The sequence below is a fragment of the Spirosoma harenae genome, from assembly GCF_054776975.1.
The window spans coordinates 488,334-506,974 of the sequence record NZ_BAAHBD010000007.1; the positions used below are offsets into that span (position 1 = coordinate 488,334).

16 protein-coding genes are annotated in these 18,641 nt (G+C 45.7%); 11 read left to right on the forward strand and 5 right to left on the reverse strand.

Annotation, left to right across the window (positions count from 1 at the left end):
* Positions 1-28: 28 nt before the first annotated feature.
* From holB to ACYVE4_RS08010, 5 genes are all read left to right on the forward strand, one after another.
* Complete coding sequence (gene holB / locus ACYVE4_RS07990; protein ID WP_460996739.1) at positions 29-1,147, forward strand: DNA polymerase III subunit delta'; 1,119 nt, start codon at positions 29-31, stop codon at positions 1,145-1,147.
* Between the two features lie 33 nt (positions 1,148-1,180).
* Positions 1,181-1,639: an ATP-dependent zinc protease family protein gene (locus ACYVE4_RS07995; protein ID WP_460996740.1), complete on the forward strand. Its 459-nt coding sequence runs from the start codon at positions 1,181-1,183 to the stop codon at positions 1,637-1,639.
* A gap of 33 nt (positions 1,640-1,672) precedes the next feature.
* Positions 1,673-2,581, forward strand: a complete 909-nt coding sequence (rimK, locus tag ACYVE4_RS08000; protein ID WP_460996741.1) for a 30S ribosomal protein S6--L-glutamate ligase — start codon at positions 1,673-1,675, stop codon at positions 2,579-2,581.
* A 92-nt stretch (positions 2,582-2,673) separates the two neighbouring features.
* A complete protein-coding gene (locus ACYVE4_RS08005) occupies positions 2,674-3,228 on the forward strand; it encodes a hypothetical protein (RefSeq protein WP_460996742.1) in 555 nt (184 codons plus the stop codon).
* Between the two features lie 52 nt (positions 3,229-3,280).
* Positions 3,281-4,192, forward strand: a complete 912-nt coding sequence (locus ACYVE4_RS08010; protein WP_460996743.1) for a TIGR01777 family oxidoreductase — start codon at positions 3,281-3,283, stop codon at positions 4,190-4,192.
* Between the two features lie 195 nt (positions 4,193-4,387).
* Here the strand turns inward: ACYVE4_RS08010 and ACYVE4_RS08015 are convergent, their stop codons facing one another.
* Positions 4,388-5,812 carry a mandelate racemase/muconate lactonizing enzyme family protein gene (locus ACYVE4_RS08015; protein ID WP_460996744.1) on the reverse strand — a complete coding sequence of 475 codons (1,425 nt, stop codon included), beginning with the start codon at positions 5,810-5,812 and terminating at the stop codon, positions 4,388-4,390.
* 122 nt (positions 5,813-5,934) lie between these two features.
* Between ACYVE4_RS08015 and ACYVE4_RS08020 the strand changes: the two genes are divergently transcribed.
* Together ACYVE4_RS08020 and ACYVE4_RS08025 are read left to right on the forward strand one after the other, a co-directional pair.
* Positions 5,935-6,885, forward strand: coding sequence for an RraA family protein (locus ACYVE4_RS08020; RefSeq protein ID WP_460996745.1), 951 nt, complete (start codon positions 5,935-5,937; stop codon positions 6,883-6,885).
* 38 nt (positions 6,886-6,923) lie between these two features.
* Positions 6,924-7,856 (forward strand): RraA family protein, encoded by a 933-nt coding sequence (locus ACYVE4_RS08025; protein WP_460996746.1) that lies wholly within the window; start codon positions 6,924-6,926, stop codon positions 7,854-7,856.
* A 164-nt stretch (positions 7,857-8,020) separates the two neighbouring features.
* Here ACYVE4_RS08025 and ACYVE4_RS08030 read toward each other — a convergent pair whose 3' ends face one another.
* The 3 genes from ACYVE4_RS08030 to ACYVE4_RS08040 all read right to left on the reverse strand — a co-directional run bounded on the left by ACYVE4_RS08030 (position 8,021) and on the right by ACYVE4_RS08040 (position 11,545).
* Positions 8,021-10,141, reverse strand: a complete 2,121-nt coding sequence (locus ACYVE4_RS08030) for a peptidylprolyl isomerase (protein WP_460996747.1) — start codon at positions 10,139-10,141, stop codon at positions 8,021-8,023.
* Positions 10,142-10,319: 178 nt separating this feature from the next.
* Entirely contained in the window at positions 10,320-10,862 is a 543-nt protein-coding gene (locus ACYVE4_RS08035; protein ID WP_460996748.1) for a sll1863 family stress response protein, read from the reverse strand.
* Between the two features lie 62 nt (positions 10,863-10,924).
* Entirely contained in the window at positions 10,925-11,545 is a 621-nt protein-coding gene (locus ACYVE4_RS08040; RefSeq protein ID WP_460996749.1) for a thioredoxin family protein, read from the reverse strand.
* Positions 11,546-11,715: 170 nt separating this feature from the next.
* On the opposite strand from ACYVE4_RS08040, the gene ACYVE4_RS08045 reads away from it, so the two are divergent.
* The 4 genes from ACYVE4_RS08045 to ACYVE4_RS08060 are packed head-to-tail and all read left to right on the forward strand — an operon-like array spanning position 11,716 to position 17,949.
* The gene (locus ACYVE4_RS08045; RefSeq protein WP_460996750.1) at positions 11,716-12,327 is read left to right on the forward strand and encodes a TetR/AcrR family transcriptional regulator; all 612 of its coding nucleotides are present in this window, start codon (positions 11,716-11,718) and stop codon (positions 12,325-12,327) included.
* A gap of 49 nt (positions 12,328-12,376) precedes the next feature.
* On the forward strand, positions 12,377-13,759 hold the full coding sequence (locus ACYVE4_RS08050; protein ID WP_460996751.1) for a TolC family protein: 1,383 nt from the start codon (positions 12,377-12,379) through the stop codon (positions 13,757-13,759).
* 43 nt (positions 13,760-13,802) lie between these two features.
* Positions 13,803-14,855, forward strand: a complete 1,053-nt coding sequence (locus ACYVE4_RS08055; RefSeq protein WP_460996752.1) for an efflux RND transporter periplasmic adaptor subunit — start codon at positions 13,803-13,805, stop codon at positions 14,853-14,855.
* Positions 14,856-14,877: 22 nt separating this feature from the next.
* On the forward strand, positions 14,878-17,949 hold the full coding sequence (locus ACYVE4_RS08060; protein WP_460996753.1) for an efflux RND transporter permease subunit: 3,072 nt from the start codon (positions 14,878-14,880) through the stop codon (positions 17,947-17,949).
* Between the two features lie 86 nt (positions 17,950-18,035).
* On the opposite strand, the gene ACYVE4_RS08065 is transcribed toward ACYVE4_RS08060, so the two are convergent.
* Positions 18,036-18,635, reverse strand: coding sequence for a hypothetical protein (locus ACYVE4_RS08065; RefSeq protein ID WP_460996754.1), 600 nt, complete (start codon positions 18,633-18,635; stop codon positions 18,036-18,038).
* Between the last annotated feature and the right edge of the window lie 6 nt (positions 18,636-18,641).

Genomic DNA, 18,641 nt, shown 5'->3' on the forward strand with positions numbered 1-18,641 from the left:
AATCGTTGCCCCCAATTATTGCCATTGTATGTTATTCAACGAAATCATCGGTCAGGACGAAACAAAGCAGTTGTTATTGCGGGCAGTGCAGACCAATCATCTCGCCCACGCACTGCTGTTCGATGGCCCGGAAGGGAGTGCAAATCTGTCACTAGCACTGTCACTGGCACAATATGTTAACTGCGAGGACCGGCAATCGACTGATGCGTGCGGACAATGTGCGTCGTGCATAAAAACCCAGAAACTCGTTCATCCCGATTTGCATATGGTATTTCCGGTTGCCAATACGGGTAAAGGAAAAACCTCGGAAGCCTATTTATCTGACTGGCGTACTTTCCTGCTGAACCGGCCTTACCGTACCTTACCCGATTGGCTTGAGCAGGTTGGAGCGGACAACAAACAGGGGAACATATCAGCCGAAGAGGCCCGGAATATTTTGCAGAAATTGTCGTTGAAAGCTTACGAAGGAGCCTATAAAATTATGCTCATCTGGCTTCCCGAACTGATGAATACCGCATCGGCCAATGCATTGCTGAAGGTATTAGAAGAACCGCCTGCTCAAACGCTCTTTCTGCTGGTGACGAACCAACCTGACAAACTGCTGATTACCATTTTGTCGAGAACCCAGCGCGTGGCCGTACGGGCATTTACCGACGAAGAGGTAGCTACCTATCTTCGCCAACATCTTAACTTCGATGAAACGACCGCCCGGCGAATTGCCTATCTCGCCGACGGGAATCTGGCGGAAGCACTCAATTTATCCAGGCAGGATGCTCAGTCGGCCGAACAACATAATTGGTTTGCTGAGTGGATGCGTACCTGTTATCGGCAGGATTTAATCGAATTAGTTAAACAGGCTGATCAGTTTGATGGTTTCAGCAAGGAGAAGCAAAAAGGATTACTGGATTACAGCATTCGGCTTTACCGCGATTTATTTCTCTGGCAACAGGGCGCAACGGAGTTACTCCGATTGCCCGATAACGAAATGGCATTTGTGAAAAATTTTGCTAAAATACTGACAGTCAATCATATCGAACATATTGTACATGATTTAAACGAAGCGGCTTATCATCTCGAACGAAATGCGCGGGCCAAAATGATTATGCTGGATATGTCTCTAACGTTCAGTCGATTAATTAGGCGATAGCGGTTTTCACTAAACTGAAAACAATAACCCCGAATGCCCAAACCTAAAAAGATTATTGGTATGATCGACCTTATCGATTTGCCAGATTTTGGCCTTTTCGATATTCAGGCCAAAATCGATACGGGGGCTTATACATCTGCTTTGCACTGCAAACAGGTGCGACTGGTAAAAGTTGGCGTTCGGGTAATCTTACGGTTTTGGCTGATCGACAAAACGGCGGGAAAAGCCAAGCCATTTTACAGCGATCAATTCGAGCAACGGATGATTCGTAACTCATTTGGTGTATCGGAGAAGCGATACGTTATTAAAACGCACATTACTTTATTTGGCCGAACCATTCAGACCGAATTTACCCTGGCCGACCGCGAAAATCTTAAAAATCCAGTCTTATTAGGTCGCAAATTACTCCGCAACCGATTTATCGTAGACGTTTCACAAAAGAACTTATCTTATCAAGCCAAAGTCAATGAGAGTCAGCTAGTTAATCGCTGACGCCTACCCATCGACTGAAGACTATCGACTTTTATGCGTATTGCCATCCTATCGGCGAAGCCTGATTTATACTCAACTCAGCGCCTTCTCGACGCTATTCATCAACGTGGACATGAAGGCATTGTGGTTAATCACCTGAATTGCCAGATGATGATTGAAGGCGGCCGACCTTCGGTACTTTATGAAGGAAACGAGTTAAACTCGTTCGACGCCGTTGTGCCCCGCATTGGCGCATCTGTAACAGATTACGGGTGCGCGGTTGTCCGGCAATTTGAAATGATGAACGTGTTTACAACGGGCAAATCGCAGGCTATTATGCGGTCGCGGAATAAACTCCGCAGTTTACAGGTGCTCTCGAAAGCAGGTGTAGGCTTACCCAAAACTATGTTCGCCAATCACCCGAAAAATGGGGACGTTACCCAACTGATCAAATTGGTAGGTGGCCCACCGGTTGTGATCAAATTGCTGGAAGGCACGCAGGGAATTGGTGTTGTACTGGCCGAAACCACCAAAACAGCCAAGTCAACCATTGAAGCATTTTACGGACTGAAAAAGAATGTACTGGTTCAGGAATTCATTGCCGAAGCCAAAGGCGCTGACATACGGGCATTTGTGGTTGGAGGAAAGGTAGTCGGTGCTATCAAACGGCAAGGGCTGGATGGGGAATTCCGCTCCAACATTCACCGGGGGGGGAATGCGATACCCGTAGAACTATCACAGGATGAGCATTGGACAGCTATCGCAGCCGCTCGGGCACTCGGCCTAAAAGTAGCCGGTGTCGATATGATTGCATCAAACCGGGGCCCTTTAGTGCTGGAAGTCAATTCATCGCCTGGTCTGGAAGGTATCGAAACCGCAACGGGCATCGATGTAGCTGCACACATCATCACTTACATAGAAGAGAAAATCAAAACAGACGAGACCGATAATGTGGGCGTGTAATTGATGATGAGTGCTAATCGATGAACGATGAGTGGTATATAAAACCTATTTTTACATTCATCACTTATCGTTCATCGATTAGCACCAAATAAATGCCTGCTCTTGACCCAGATCTAAAAAAAGCAATTGTCCGAATGCCGGTCAATGAGAAAGATAAGTTGCTCCTGCGTTTAGTCGCTAAAGATGGCGTGTTAACCGAACGGCTTCAGTTTGAACTGGTTGAAGCAGGTAAAACCATTGACGAGCGCCGAGAGCTAATTCGGGATTTTATTGATCGTACGTCTAAAATCCACGCCGATACAGCGGGTTGGCTCATGATGGATATGCGCACCGTAAGCGGGTATATCAGTCGTCATTTGAAAGTAACCAAAGACAAATACGGCGAAGTCGAACTCATGCTTTACATGCTCAATACGTTCTACGAGCACAACGCTCATCTTCTCCAGAAATACAATTCCCGTACCGACAAAGCTGCTGATTACATTGCCAAGCGAGCAGATCAGGTTTTAAAAAAAGTAGCCAAACTCGATCCTGATTATTATATCGAATTTGCCGACGATATTAATCGACTGCTCAGTTGGGTGCATTATACAGCGCCTGCTCACTATGCTCGTCAATTGGGTTTACCTAAAGAATGGAATCTGTAAGATTATTAAACCGTATCCTTGCTCATCAGGTTGTTTATAAAACCTATTTCGAATGAGTCAAACAGTTTTAATAACGGGGGGTACGGGCACTATTGGTCGACGATTAATCCAGTTACTTCAACAACAGGGTTATAAAATCTCATTAGTCAGTCGGGAGAAAAAGGATATCCCTGACGTTAACGTCTATCAATGGGATATCAAGAAAGGTACTATTGATCCCAAAGCTATCCAGACCGCCGACCATATTATTCATTTAGCCGGAGAAGGCATTGCCGATGGTCGCTGGACCGATAGTCGGAAAGATGAAATTCTGAATAGCCGTACACAGTCGACAGAATTACTGGCCAAAACACTAGCCAAAACGAAACATAACGTAAAATCATTTATCGGGGCATCAGCTATTGGATACTACGGTGGCGATACCGGCGACCGACCCATAACCGAAACGAGTGATGGCGGAACCGATTTTCTGGCTCAGGTCGTACGTGCCTGGGAACGATCGGAAGACACGATTGCTGCCCTTGGTATTCGTACGGTAAAGTTGCGAACGGGTGTTGTTCTGACAATGGACGGTGGCGCTTTACCCAAATTAGCCCTTCCTATCCGAATAGGCGCAGGGGCTCCAATTGGTTCGGGGCAACAATATATATCATGGATTCATCTCGACGATATGTGCCGAATGTATGTGCAGGCGTTGTCGGAGGATACCTGGCAAGGGGTTTATAATGCCGTTGCTCCCAATCCGGTTACGAATGAATCGCTTACCCGAGCCATAGCCGATGTATTACATCGGCCACTGTTACTACCCAATATTCCCGAGTTCTCAATAAAGCTGCTATATGGCGAAATGGCCATTGTTGTCACTGGCGGAAACTTCGTATTAAATAAGCGTATTGCCGACGAGACGAACTTTACGTATGAATATACGGACGTAAAAACGGCGCTGGAGGATTTGTTGAAGTAAATGTTACTGATAAGTAATAAATTTTTTGTCATTCTGAACGCAGTGAAGAATCCGCTCCGGTGGTCTGGTTAAGCTTTCTTATAAGTGTGCTTTGAGATTCTTCACTACGTTCAGAATGACAAAGAAAGTTTTATAAAAATGTCCTCAATCAACAACCAGTTAATTGAGGACAAGGTTGAATTATAACGAATGTTATTAACTCCACTCGCGGTCAGACGAATCGCGGGTATTCCAGTAATCGGTTGGTGCAAACCAGGTTGCCCCTTTTCTTAGGAATTTTTTAGCCGCTTCTTCATTCAAATCAACGCCTAAACCGGGTCGATCGGGAACGCGGACAAAGCCCTTCTCAACAATTGGTTTGATTCCTGTTACGATACCTTCCCAGCCTTCTACGTCGACACCGTGGTGTTCGAGAGCGACAAAATTCTCAGTGGCTGCTGCGCAGTGTACGTTGGCCATCATCGAAATCGGTGAACCTGCAAAGTGCATCGCCATCGGAATGCCTTTTTCCTCGGCATAATCGCCAATTTTTTTCGTTTCCAGCAAACCACCCGATGACGCCAAATCAGGGTGAATCATATCGATGGCTTTGGCATCAATTAGTTTGATAAAGCCTTCTTTCAGGTAAATATCTTCGCCGGTTAAGGTTGGCGTTTCAATCGCATCCGAAATTTGCTTCCACTGATCGGTATAGAACCAGGGGACAAGGTCTTCAAGCCAGGCCAGTCGGAAGGGTTCCATCGCTTTACCAATCTGAATCGCCGTATTGACGTCGAAATGGCCGAAATGGTCAGCAGCTAATGGGGTGTCGTAGCCAACAATATCACGAACTTTACCGACGTGTTCAGCTAATTTATCTAACCCTTTCTTCGTGACCTGAATCCGGGTAAAGGGGTGTTTCGTGTTAGCATAATTACCCAATTTCCCAGGCTCTGAATCACTCCACTGACGCCTTACACTCCAGTTGTTTCCATTGACCAGCATGCCCGGCTGATCGGCCAGCATACCGATGCCAAAATCCATTTTCAGGAAAGTGTACCCCTGGTCCCGACGCTTCTTCATATTTTCCGCAAATCCTTCATAAGTGTTCGCTTCAGGCGTATCGGCATACAGGCGAATAAAATCGCGATACTTACCACCCAGTAATTGATAGGCGGGCACATTGTACGCTTTACCAGCCAGATCCCAAAGCGCCATTTCAACGCCACAAACTCCACCAGCCGCTCGGCTTTGTCCACCGAATTGCTTGATCTGCTTAAATATCTGTTCGACATTACAGGGATTCTTCCCCAAAAGCCGACTTTTGAGCATAAGCGCATAATTGGCACTTGCTCCGTCGCGCACTTCGCCCCAGCCCACTAATCCCTGATTGGTATCGATTCGAATAATTGGGCTGCTAAACGGTACGCCTTGCAGAACGGCAATACGCATATCCGTGATTTTAAGCTCCGATGGCTTCGAATCCCGGCTTACTTTCTGGGTAATAAATTCAAGCTCCTGATCCGGTTGCTTATCAAATGCTAAACCAAGTGATAGGCCACCTAAACCTGCCTTACGCATAAAATCACGGCGATCGGACGAGGGGTTAGAGGAAGTTAATTGGGAGAAAATATTTTTCATGGTAAAAAAACAGTCAGGGTTTTATAGCTCGGTATTCATTCCATAAAATGAGCCAATGTCAGTAATTTACTTATCTGGGCGTCTTTTATCCTTATAATCTATTAAAACCCTACGTTTTCAACATGAAAAAATTAGTTCTACATAAAACGTTGCTGATAGCAGGTATGGCGTTTTCAGTAGGCATGTCAGCACAGGCACAGCGAGTAGGCTCATCCGTAGAATACGTCACGGAATTAACAGGAAACTGGAAGGGAGAACGCTTGCCCGATGGACGCCCAAAAGTATCGGATCTGGTGCTCGAACGATTGCAAAATTGTACCCTGGAGCAAATCTGGGGCTATCTGGGAAATAAAGGGTACCGGAACCAGGTCGAAAAAAACTGGGTCATCCTTAAGCCGGGTGAAACCATGACAGGCCGAGTAGTAACCGCCCAATTCATGCCTACTCGCCCCGATCTTGACAGCCTGGTTAGAAAACACGGTAAAGCCGAGGGGCGATCTCAGAAAGGCGGTATTAACATCTGGCCAATTGACATCTTAACCAAGGGTGATATTTACGTGGCCGATGGCTATGGTAAAGTCAAAGACGGCACGCTGATCGGATCAAGCCTGGGAAATGCCATATACGGAAAAACCGGGAAAGGTGTCATTTTTTACGGCTCAATACGCGACATGCAGGAGCTGAAAGACACAAAAGGCTTCAATGCCTGGGTGAAAGGACATGATCCGTCGTATATCAAAGACATGACCCCTACGTCGATCAACGCGCCAATTCGTGTCGGCGAAGTGACGGTTCTTCCTGGCGATGTCGTATTTGCCAATGAATATGGTGTTGTATTTATCCCCGCTCATTTAGTCGAAGGGCTGGTATCCGCTTCTGAAATGACAGCTCTACGTGATGAATTTGAACGCGTATTGTTGCAACAGAGCAAATACCCATCTGGCGAAATTCACGGCGATTGGTCGGACAAGATCAAAGGCGAATTCAGAACATGGGTGAGTAAATACCCTAAGAAATTAGCCATCTCTGAAAAAGACATAGAAGCCTACCTGGCGAAAGAAGGACATAAGTAAATTTACCGCGACAACTATCACCTATTATTATTGAATTGATGAACTCCAGAATTGCCTGCGTATTATCGTTTCTAGCCATTAGTTGTATTGCCAGCAACGTATTTGCCCAAACACTTCCGAAAGAGGAATTACTTTTCTTGACCGCCGAGTGGAAGGGTGAGCGATTTACCGATGGACGACCTAAAATTCCAGATAACTTATTGGAACGGGCGAAACGTATCGGTATCGACGATGCCTGGACTGTATTGAAAAACGAGGGCTATACCAATCAATTTGAAGGTGGCTGGAAATTAATTCATAACGACGTTCCGGTGATTGGTCGGGCAGTAACAGCCATGTTCATGCCCACTCGGCCCGATGTAGAGAAACTAATAAAAGCGCGAGGCACTACCCAACAGGGGCGAAAAGGCAATACAAATGCCTGGCCTATCGAAGTACTAACAAAAGGTGATGTTTATGTAGCTGACGCCTACGGAAAAATTGGTGGTGGTACACTGATGGGCGCTACTTTAGGCAATGCTATTTTCAGCAAAACGGGCAATGGTGTCGTTTTTCACGGCGCTGCCAGAGACTTGCAGGAATTAGAGAACATCAAAGGCTTTAACGCCTTCGTTCGCGATTTCCACCCGTCGTTCCTGGAAGAAATGGTGCTCATGGGCTTAAACACCCCAATTCGAATGGGTAGTGCGATGGTGCTTCCCGGCGATTTAGTGATTGCCCAGCGAGAAGGTGTTTTGTTTATCCCGGCTCACATGGCCGAACAGGTGATCACTACCTGCGAATTTGTTACGCGTAAAGATCAGTTCGGTTTTGAAGTCGTCAAATCCGGTCGTTATACAACTGGGCAAATCGATAGCCAATGGACGGATGAAATTAAGGTCGAATTCTTGAAATGGCTGGGACAACACCCAGAATTAGGCACTATGAATCGAGCCGAATTAGACAAAGTAATGAGCAAGCGCACCTGGTAGAGAATCTTTTTTTGTCATTCTGAGGTACGAAGAATCTTGAAGTTTCTTTACTCACCAATAAGGATACATTAAGATTCTTCGTACCTCAGAATGACAAAACGCTACAAATAAAAAACTCCGCTTATCATAAGCGGAGTTTTTTATTTGTATTCGTATCAAAAAGCCTAATAGAATTTGGCCCGACGATCTTCAACTTTAGCAGCTTCTTTGATGGCTTCGTTGATATTGAAACCCATCCGAGATATAGCATTTTGCTGAAGTTGTGTCTTATACATTGAATAATCAGCAACGGCTGGAGCAGGTGTAATTGACGTTGTTTCGATAATTAAAACACCGCCCTCACCAACAAATGGTTTCGACCGTTTGCCTGCTTTTAAGCCAAACGCTTTACCAAGTGCTACTGGATCAACACCAGCACTACGTAGGAAACCTGTAGCCAGGTTAATGTCGTCAGCGGTTTCAACTAAAGCACCAGAACCGTACTTCTGAGCGATTGTTTCGAAATCTCCACTAGCGTTACCCAACTTGGCAAGAATCTGTTCGCCTTTCAGTTGATTTTTAACTTTAGCGGTCAGCTCATTCCGATAATCATCGACCGTTACTTTGTCTTTTTTACTCTCACCTGTCAGCACAGCAATTACATACTGGTCGCCAACTTCGAATGGAGTCGATACATCACCGGGGTCGGTTTTGCTGTCAAAAGCCCAGCGAACGATTTGTCGAACTTCCGAACCTGTCAGTGCATTGATCTGAGACGCTCCTTCTGGAATACGGTCAGCCGTAGCGACAACTAATGACTTATCTTCTTTTACTTTCGCGACAAACTCATCTTTTGTGTGCACTTCAGCTGCAAACTGATCAGCTTTACGCAAGGCTTCATCGCGGGTAGTTTGGCTTGGCGCAATGGTTTTGCCAATTGCCGCTATACGATACAGTATATTGGTTTTAGGCTCCGTCACTTTAATGATGTGATAACCGAACTCCGTTTCAACCAGCCGAGGAATTAAGCCTGCTGATGTGGCACCGAATACAGCTGATTCGAAAGGTTTAACCATTTGGCCATTATTCTTAAAATAACCAAGGTCACCACCTGCTTGTGCTGATCCATCCTGGCTGTTCGTTTGGGCTAACGCTTCAAAGCTGGCTCCACCCTGAATTTGTTTCAGAATCCCTTCCGCCCGACGACGCGCATCGGCTTTCGCAGAATCAGCTAATCCTTTCGTCTGGATCAGGATATGGCTGGCACGAGCTGTAAAGCTGGTATCTTTTTTCGACCCACCGTATTTATAGATAAAATAGGTGTTTCCTTCCCGGAAAGGTCCGTAAATACCACCTGGAGCAAAAGTTGGAATAGAAGCCCGAAGCTGCTCTGGCATTTCACCGGCTGTCATATAGAGCGGAACCCGAACATCGCTGTTTTGCTGTGCAAAGGTCGAGTCATTCGAAGCGGCACCTAAGCCACGAGCCAGTGATTTGATATCGTTGTAAAGCGTAGCGCTGTCCTCTTTAGAAGGGGCAACTGAGAACGTCACATATTGAATCGAGCGGCTATCTGTGCCGGGATATTCGTCTTTGTGCTTTGACAGATATTCTTCCAGTTGCGAATCCGTCACCTTCACCGTCGTATCGTTGATGGTGTAGAATGGCACAAACAGGAATTTTACGTTAGCCTTTGAGTTCTGAGCCTGGTATTCTTTCTGCGCTTCGGCCGTTGTCGTAAATACCGATAGACGCATCAGGCTTTCGTACTTCTGGCGCAGACGATCTGAACTTAGGTTTTTCTCGAAATTCGCCCAGGCAGCCTGTTGTTGAGCAGGCAGATTTTTTAAGCCTTTGAGATAGCTGATAATCGAGCTTTTGTCGAAAACGCCCGTTTGAGGATTTGTAAAGGCCTGACGTACGGCGGGGCTAATGTTATTTCCCTGTACCATATCGACAAGTTCTTCGGGCGAAACTTTAATGCCCAGTTTATCAAACTCTTTCTGATAGGCAATTTCGAACAATAACTGATTCCAGGCTTGCTCACGAATCTGCGCCATATCCTGATCGGCAGGAGCGCGGCCTGTTTGTTGTTCGTATTGGGCGCGTAGTTCGTCTACTTTCGCATTGAAATCTTGATAATCAATGGATTGGCCGGCAATCTCTCCTACCTTTTGCTGATCTCCGCCGAACAATAAACTACGACCGCCCAGCAAATCACCACCCACAATAAACAGAATCAGGCTGATGGCAATAACGCCGACGGCCAACCCTGAACGTTCTCTGATCTTATTAATGACAGACATTTCGCTTTTAACAGACAATTTAGCCCGCAAAATAACAATTTTCCTCGCTGGAATACAAGTAGTAACTGTATATCTATCCCCAAAACTGAGGAGCGGTTTCCACAGTCTATAAGCACAAAGGGTGCCAACCTGTGAGTAGATTGGCACCCTTTAACGATGATTTTCGAGAAGATTATTTTTAATCTTTGATTTTATCGCCCGCTTTATCAAAGGCATCACCTATGTCGCGACCAGCTTCTTTAAAGCCTTTTTTGATATCTTTCCAGGCATCGGCAGTCGAATTCTTTGCCTTATCGATGTCAGCAGCTAACTCTTTGCGCTCCTCTTCCAGCTTATCTTTTTGCCGTTCTGTTTCGGCCTTTGCCTTGTCTTTTTCCTTATCAGCTTTGGCTTTCAGCTCATCGATTTTTGCATCTAATTTTTCTTTCTGAACCTGCATTTTAGCCACAGCTTCATCGCGTTCGCGCTTAAAATCAGCCGCTATATCCTTCGATTTAGCTTCTGCTTTATCGCCAGCGTCATCCAGATCTTCTTTGGCTTTATCCACGGCATCTTTCGTATCCGCAGCAATAGCATCGCCAGTTTTTTCCAGCGCATCTTCCGTACGCGACTCGTCTTTATGATCGGAACCGCAAGCCTGCAACAAAGCCAGCGAAGAAACCAGTAACAATGTTCCGGCTACGTGCCGAATTCGAGTCAGTATTAAAAAAGACTTTTTCATAATGGGTTTGTGTAGTTTGATTATTACAAACCCGGTTGGCAAACGGTGTGCCAGAATAATGGCTATTTCCAGTTTATGGCGCAACCAATCGGCTTGGTAATTGGCGATTGCACAGGTTTCCCAAGCAATAAATTACTAATGGCCTCATCGACATATCGACGCTGCACACTGGTTCCATCCTGCGGATTATCATCGATCGTACCGACGTATTCAAGGACAAACTGACCGCTCGATTGATTCAATATATAGACCTGGGGTGTGCGGGTAGCGCCGAATGCATGGGCTGTGGTCTGCGTTTCGTCCATCGCATACGCATACGGATATGCTTTGTCGCGAGCGCGAATTTTCATTTGCTCAAACGAATCTTCTGCGTATGCAGTAGGATCATTTGGCATAATAGCTAACACGGGATATCCCTGTACCCCGAATTTGCGATCCAACGCAATCAACCGATCTTCGTAAGCTTTGGCGAATGGACAGTGATTGCTGGTAAATACCACAATCAATCCTTTCTGAGCTCGATAGTCAGCTAACGAAATTGTCCGTCCATCTACATTTTTCAGGCGAAAATCGGCCACAACATCCCCAATGTTATACCCTTTAGGGAGCTGCGCAAAAGCTATCGATTGTGTTAGCGTCACATAAAAACCAACGGCTAATGCCCATTTCAGCAATACGTTCATTGTACAATAATTAGCTACTCTTTATTCCTTAGAGTATAAACAACGCAAAAAGATTAAATCATTCCCTACCCATAAAATGAGCCGTTTAATCAAACGATTCTAAAAAATTATAAACAATGCTTGTTTACTAAACAGTGTTCAGTAAGTTTGCGTCGTTAATTAATTCACCAATGGGAATTGTAGAGCGCAAAGAACGGGAGCGGGAGGAAATGCGGAAGCTGATTCTGGACGGAGCTCAAAAATTATTTCTGGAAAATGGTTACGATAAAGTCAGTATCCGAAACATTGCTGACTCAATCGAATACAGCCCCGCGACGATCTATCTATATTATAAGGACAAAAACGAACTTCTGTTTGCCCTGCATCAACGGGGGTTTGTGAAAATGGTCGGTGAGTTTCTACCGCTACAGCAATTGGCTGATCCGTTTGAACGACTGGTAGAAATGGGCCGATCCTATATTCGATTTGCGATTGATAATCCAGAATTATTCGATCTAATGTTCATTATGACCGCGCCAATGGACACGCTCGAAAAAGAAAACTGGGTTGAAGGCGATGAAGCGTTCGGTATTTTGATGCAGACCGTACAGGACTGTATGGATGCTGGCATTTTTAAACAGCATGATGTTCAGTCAACGGCGATGATGATCTGGAGTGGTATTCACGGCTATACCGCGTTGTTTTTGCGTAAACGGCTAGGCATGTTCCCCGAATGTGACCGCCAGATGATTATGGATGAAGCGTTCAATTTATTCTGCCAAACACTTCGACACGGATTGTAATATTTTTTTGCCTCTTCACTAAACACTGTTCATTAATTGATAAGCGATTATGAGATTGATTCTTAAACACATTCGCTATCTGACACTTTTTCTTCCTCTGTCAGCCATAGCCCAGCCATCACCATCGGGCGTTTCTCCGATTCTGGAGAATTACATTAAGGAGGGAATGACTAATAATCTGGCTCTAAAACAGGAGTCGCTGGAAATCAATCGAGTGACGGAGTCGATCAATCAGGCTCGTTCGTTGTTTTATCCGCGAATAGCGTTCAATCCGGTCTATTCCGTAGCAGCGGGTGGCCGTCGGCTCGAATTTCCGGTAGGTGATTTACTCAATCCAGCCTACAGGACACTAAACCAGTTGATCGGTTCCGATCGATTCCCGACGAACATTCCGAATGTAAATGAATTACTGGCACCAAATAATTTTCACGATACGAAAATCAGTGTCAGCTATTCTATTTTCAATACAGATATTCAGTACAATTACCTTATTCAGAAGCAATTACTTTCGGCACAGCAGGCTCGTAAACGAGTAGTTGAAAATGAACTACGCTATAATATTGCTACAGCCTATTACCAATATCTGCAAACGCTGGACGCCATTCGCATTTTTGACAATTCGCATAAAGTCCTGAACGAACTGGCTCGGCTGAACGAAAAATTGATCAGTAATAACGTAGCTACGAAGGAAGTTTTGACGTCGGCTCGCTATGAAATTAGCAAAGTTGATCAGCAACTGGCGGTGGCGGAGAAGAACCGAGAAACCGCCAAAGCTTACTTCAATTTCCTCCTCAATCGCGATCTCACAACAGCCATCGATATAGATTCTTCGCTAACGAAAATCTTGCCTGAATCGAAAGAGCAAATTGCTGATTTACAACAGACTGCCTTACGTGGCCGACAGGAAATTACGCAATTGAACGAGTCTTTACGAGCCGCTCAGACAGCGGTGAAGCTAAACGAAGCCAACGCTAAAATTCCGAACGTATATGTTGGCGGCAATGCGGGCTTTCAGGGTTTTGGGTACACGTTTCAAAATCAGGCTTATGCAATTGCTCAGGTTGGTTTGCAATGGGATTTATTTCGCGGGTACGAAAAACGCTCAAAGATTCAGCAGGCTAAAATTCAGACAGATGCATTGCAAACGCGATTGGCCGAAGTTCAGCGACAAATCCAGCTACAGGTGTTGCAGGCTTATTACGATCTGAATGCAGCGAACGAAAGTCTGTCAGCTACGCAAAGTGGCATGCTCAACGCCGATCAAACGTTCCGCGTCATTGATAGCAAATACCGGAACGGGCAATCACTCCTCATCGAGTTTTTGCGCTATCAAAATGATCGCTTAACAGCGCAGCTTCAGCATTCCCTGGCTCGTATGGATGTCCTCGTCAAACGTGCGGCCCTGGATCGCGCTGTGAACGTAGGTCAATGATTTATAGGCATATCCTCCCACATATTTCTTTCCTGTTACACTCATGAAAGCACTTCCTCTCCTTATTTCACTCTCTTTGACCGTTGCAATATGGTCTTGCGGTAGCAAAGCCGAAAATGCAACGACGACAACGGAATCCGACGAAGCAGTGGTTCCGGTTAAACTCGCTCCGGTCAGTACAGTTGTACGCGCCGAACCTGTTGTTGCATCGGGTCTGGTTTCGTCTGCTCAGGAAGCCCGATTGTCCTTTAAAATTGGCGGTATCATTACTCGAATGTATGTTGAAGAAGGCCAACAAATTCGGAAAGGACAATTGCTGGCCACGCTCGATCTGACCGAAATCAACGCGCAGGTGAGCCAGGCACAATTGGCGAACGAAAAAGCGGAACGAGATCTCGGCCGTGTGAAAAGTTTGTACGCTGATACTGCTGCTACACTCGAACAACTTCAGAACGCGACGACCGGCACGAACGTGGCCAAGCAAAATCTGACCATCGCGCAATTCAACCGGGATTTCGCGCAGATTCGTTCATCAGTAGATGGTATCGTAACCCGTAAAATCGTCAATGCCGGAGAATTTATAGGGCCAGGGGCGCCTGTTTATCAGCTTTCATCCAATCGTCCGAATGATTGGGTAGTACGAGTTGGCGTATCCGATAAAGACTGGGCGCGGCTACGTATCGGCAATAAAGCCAGCATCAAACTCGACGCTTACCCCGACCGAACGTTTACTGGTACAATCAGCGAATTAGCGCAAGCGGCCGATCCGGTCAATAAGCTCTACGAAGTAGAAGTACGTGTTAGTCCGGGCGCGGCTAAGTTGGCACCGGGACTATTTGCTAAAGTAACGCTTGTTCCTGCGCAAAGCCGGAGTTATACGCTGGTTCCCATCGAAGCGATTGTCGAAGGGAATGGCAAGGAAGGTTTTGTCTATCTGCTAGCCGACGACAAGAAACACGTTCGCAAAGTTCCGGTGCAAATCGGCTTTCTTGATGGTGATAAAGTTCTGTTGGCCAATGGCTTATCGGGTGTTAAAGACGTCGTTACGGCTGGTTCAGCTTATCTAACAGAATCCTCAAGCGTAGTCCTGAAATAAGTATTTTTTGACTAGAAAAGCCATGAACTTATCCGAATTTTCCGTCAAGAACTGGCAGTTTATGCTGGTGTTATTTCTGGGCGTAGCTGCTCTGGGTGTCAACTCGTTGCTAAATATGCCACGGGGTGAAGACCCTGAATTTATAGCCCCAAGTTTTGCCGTCGCCGTTATTTACCCCGGCACCGATGCGCTGGACATGGAGAAACTGGTTGTCGATCCGGGTGAAGCGCGATTCAATGCCTTGGAAAACATGAATCACGTGATTACCAATGTCGATGATGGATTAGCCGTATTCCGACTCGATTATGATTATGGCGTGGATGCTGAAGAGAAATATCAGGAAGTTATCCGGGAGGTAAATGCGCTGAAAGGTGAGCTACCATCTGATATTTACCGAGTTGACATTAAGAAGTTTTCGCCGACCGACGTCAATATTGTTCAGGTCGCCTTGCTATCGGAAGTCGCTTCGTCTAAAGAATTGGGCGAATACGCTGATAAACTAAAGGAAGAGTTTGAAAAGATCAAGAGCCTGAAAAATGCTGAAGATTGGGGCTATCCGGCTTCGGTGGTGCGGGTGTCGCTCAATATTGAAAAGATGGCTCAGAACGGCATAGCTGTCAACCGGGTATTGGGAGCACTTCAGGCTGAAAATCTGAACATTCCAGGTGGAAATATTCAGGCCGGTACTCGAAAATTCAACGTTAAAACATCCGGTGATTATCAGTCACTGGATGAGATCCGAAATACAATTGTTTCGACAAACGGCCAGAAAATCATCTACTTACGCGACGTAGCTGACGTCGATTTTAATTACGAAGATGAAACTCACATCACTCGACTGAACGGTCACCGGGCAGTATTGGTAACGGCTGGGCAGAAAATGGGCGAAAACATTGCTAAAATCGGTGAACAACTGAATCCAGTAATTGATCGATTTGCCAAAACGCTACCTCCCCACATCACGCTCGTTAAAAACTTCGACCAGACGGTTAGCGTCAACAAACGGCTCGATCATTTCTTGCAGGATTTTGGACTGGCTATTTTGCTGGTTTCTCTCACGCTACTTCCGCTAGGTTTCCGGGCTGCGGTGGTTGTAATGATCTCGATTCCGTTATCACTCGCTATCGGACTAGCAGGTCTTGATATTCTGGGCTTTAGTATCAATCAGTTAAGTATAGTCGGGTTAATTGTTGCGCTGGGTATTCTGGTCGATGATTCGATTGTGGTCGTTGAAAATATTGAACGATACCTGCGCGAAGGTTACTCAAAACGCGAAGCGGCCATCAAAGCCACCAGCCAAATTACCTTGGCCGTCATCGGTTGTACGACCACGCTGATTCTGGCTTTCTTACCGCTCTTATTCCTCCCCGAAGCCTCCGGCGACTTCATTCGTTCGCTGCCAATGGCCGTTGTGACGACGATTCTGGCATCGCTGTTTGTTTCGCTAACTATCGTTCCGTTTTTATCGAGTCGCATTCTGAAAGAATCTCACAATCCAGACGGTAATATTTTCATGCGGTCGCTGAAACGAGTTATTAGCGGTTCGTATAGTCGTCTGTTACACTGGGGTTTACGCCATTCAGTCATTACATTATTAATAGCTGGAGCGTTGTTTGGCGGAGCTTTGTATATGTTCAAAATCGTAGGTTTTGCCCTATTCCCCGCTTCCGAAAAGCCACAATTTCTTATCAATATCGATACGCCAGATGGTACGAGCTTGTCGGAAACGGATCGAGTTGCTCGCTACGTAGAGAGCGTTCTGAAACGCGAACATGATGTAAAATACGTGACGACAAATATCGGTCGCGGTCAACCACGGATTTATTACAACATCATTCAGCGGAACGAATCGCCCAACTACGCTCAGTTTTACGTACAGTTAGTGGATGTATTACCCGCCGAGAAACGCGTATTAATTGACAAGCTACGCGAGCGATTCAAGTATTATCCGAACGCGAAAATCGAAGTAAAAGATTTCGAACAAGGTCCCGATCAGGATGCGCCGGTTGCGGTTCGCGTGTTTGGCGAAAACCTGGATACACTGAAAGTTACGGCTGCTCAGGTTGAAGCCGTTTTCAAACAGACACCGGGACTGATTTACGTCAATAATCCTTTGTCGAATCAGAAAACGGATTTACGCGTACGCATCAACAAAGAAAAAGCGGGCTTATTGGGTATTTCTATTGCCGATGTTAACCGCACGATTCGGCTCGCCATTGCTGGATTGAACGTAGGAACATTTAAAGAACCAAACGGTGATGATTACACGATCAATGTTACGATGCCAAAAGGGAAAGTAGCTGATCAACGTGTTCTGAGCGATCTGTACGTCAATACGTTAACGGGTGCTGCCGTTCCTCTACGCCAAATCGCTGATCTGGAATTTGAAAGCAGTATGAATCAGATCCGACACTACGACAAAGATCGATACGTCATGATTACGGGTTTTGTCAAAACGGGCTATCTGGTTGATAACGTGTTTAATGAGGTGCTATCAAAGCTGGATAAAATGAAGTTTGCGACCGGATTCAGCTACAAAGCTGCGGGCGAACTGGAGAGTCGTGAGAAATCGTTTGGTGGACTAGGCACTATTATTCTCATTACGATTTTCGGGTTCATTTCCGTCCTGGTATTAGAATTTGGCACCTTTAAAAGTACTCTGATCGTGTTGTCCGTTATTCCACTTGGCGTAATTGGCGCGGTGTTGGCGCTGTATTTCACCGGTAATCCATTTTCGTTCGTAGCCGTTATTGGCCTGATTGCCCTGATCGGTATTGAGGTTAAAAACTCTATTTTGCTGGTTGATTTCACGAACCATCTCCGCGAAGAAGGTATGTCGCTTATCGACGCGATCCAGGAAGCGGGCGAGATCCGATTTGTACCGATTGTTCTTACGTCGCTGACGGCAATCGGGGGCTTGATTCCGCTGGCTATCGAAGGCAATCCGCTTTATTCGCCACTAGCCTGGGTATTAATCGGGGGGCTGATTTCCAGTACATTACTTTCGCGTGTTGTTACGCCTGTACTCTATAAATTACTTCCTCCGCGAGTAGAGGTAAAAGCTGTTCTGAAAGAAGAACCGGAATTAGCGTAAATGCCTTACTTCTATTTTTTAGTAAAAAGCGATTCCAATGTTGGAATCGCTTTTTTGTAGATCAACAGTGATTTATCAGAACAAATTTACTCAGTCGTCTTTTGGGGTAATCGTAACATAATAGGCAATGAGGAACCATTGAGTTGAATTTCATCAATTCGAAGCGTGCCGTTACTGGATGAGGCATTACAGCCGTAAATGCGAAACGTTATCGCAGACGTTTGATCAATAAATCCTCCATCGTTCAGGCCAACCGAAGCCATTTGGTAGTTAGCTGCAACCGAACTGGAATATAAATCATTACTGAACCCATCGACGCTCGATCTGACCTTTAACTGCTGAGGGCCTTCTCCTGATTTGGAAAAGGCAAACGACAGCGATGTAATTGTAATATGCGCTGTCCCTTGTGGCTGAACCGAAAATTGAGCGTATTCCCCATAATTACAATCGGTTGTTGACCAGTGCTGTAAACTTACGCCCTGCCCCGAATAGCCCGATTGATAACCCCCGAATAATTGATTTACGCCTGCATAACTTACGCTCGAAACGCCTACCAACGGATTAGACGAAGTTCCACTCGTCGTATTTTCAAAGTGCCATGTGCCCATGAAAGGAGCCGTTTGCGCAGCAGCTATATGAGCAATAATAAGCCAGATCGATAGAGCAACAGCGTATATATTCTTCATGCAATA

Excerpts from the sequence above, each read along its gene's own strand:
- holB (WP_460996739.1), top strand. The coding sequence starts at position 29 with ATGTTATTCAACGAAATCATCGGTCAGGACGAAACAAAGCAGTTGTTA.
- ACYVE4_RS07995 (WP_460996740.1), top strand. The coding sequence starts at position 1,181 with ATGCCCAAACCTAAAAAGATTATTGGTATGATCGACCTTATCGATTTG.
- rimK (WP_460996741.1), top strand. The coding sequence starts at position 1,673 with ATGCGTATTGCCATCCTATCGGCGAAGCCTGATTTATACTCAACTCAG.
- ACYVE4_RS08005 (WP_460996742.1), top strand. The coding sequence starts at position 2,674 with ATGCCTGCTCTTGACCCAGATCTAAAAAAAGCAATTGTCCGAATGCCG.
- ACYVE4_RS08010 (WP_460996743.1), top strand. The coding sequence starts at position 3,281 with ATGAGTCAAACAGTTTTAATAACGGGGGGTACGGGCACTATTGGTCGA.
- ACYVE4_RS08015 (WP_460996744.1), bottom strand. The coding sequence starts at position 5,812 with ATGAAAAATATTTTCTCCCAATTAACTTCCTCTAACCCCTCGTCCGAT.
- ACYVE4_RS08020 (WP_460996745.1), top strand. The coding sequence starts at position 5,935 with ATGAAAAAATTAGTTCTACATAAAACGTTGCTGATAGCAGGTATGGCG.
- ACYVE4_RS08025 (WP_460996746.1), top strand. The coding sequence starts at position 6,924 with ATGAACTCCAGAATTGCCTGCGTATTATCGTTTCTAGCCATTAGTTGT.
- ACYVE4_RS08030 (WP_460996747.1), bottom strand. The coding sequence starts at position 10,141 with ATGTCTGTCATTAATAAGATCAGAGAACGTTCAGGGTTGGCCGTCGGC.
- ACYVE4_RS08035 (WP_460996748.1), bottom strand. The coding sequence starts at position 10,862 with ATGAAAAAGTCTTTTTTAATACTGACTCGAATTCGGCACGTAGCCGGA.
- ACYVE4_RS08040 (WP_460996749.1), bottom strand. The coding sequence starts at position 11,545 with ATGAACGTATTGCTGAAATGGGCATTAGCCGTTGGTTTTTATGTGACG.
- ACYVE4_RS08045 (WP_460996750.1), top strand. The coding sequence starts at position 11,716 with ATGGGAATTGTAGAGCGCAAAGAACGGGAGCGGGAGGAAATGCGGAAG.
- ACYVE4_RS08050 (WP_460996751.1), top strand. The coding sequence starts at position 12,377 with ATGAGATTGATTCTTAAACACATTCGCTATCTGACACTTTTTCTTCCT.
- ACYVE4_RS08055 (WP_460996752.1), top strand. The coding sequence starts at position 13,803 with ATGAAAGCACTTCCTCTCCTTATTTCACTCTCTTTGACCGTTGCAATA.
- ACYVE4_RS08060 (WP_460996753.1), top strand. The coding sequence starts at position 14,878 with ATGAACTTATCCGAATTTTCCGTCAAGAACTGGCAGTTTATGCTGGTG.
- ACYVE4_RS08065 (WP_460996754.1), bottom strand. The coding sequence starts at position 18,635 with ATGAAGAATATATACGCTGTTGCTCTATCGATCTGGCTTATTATTGCT.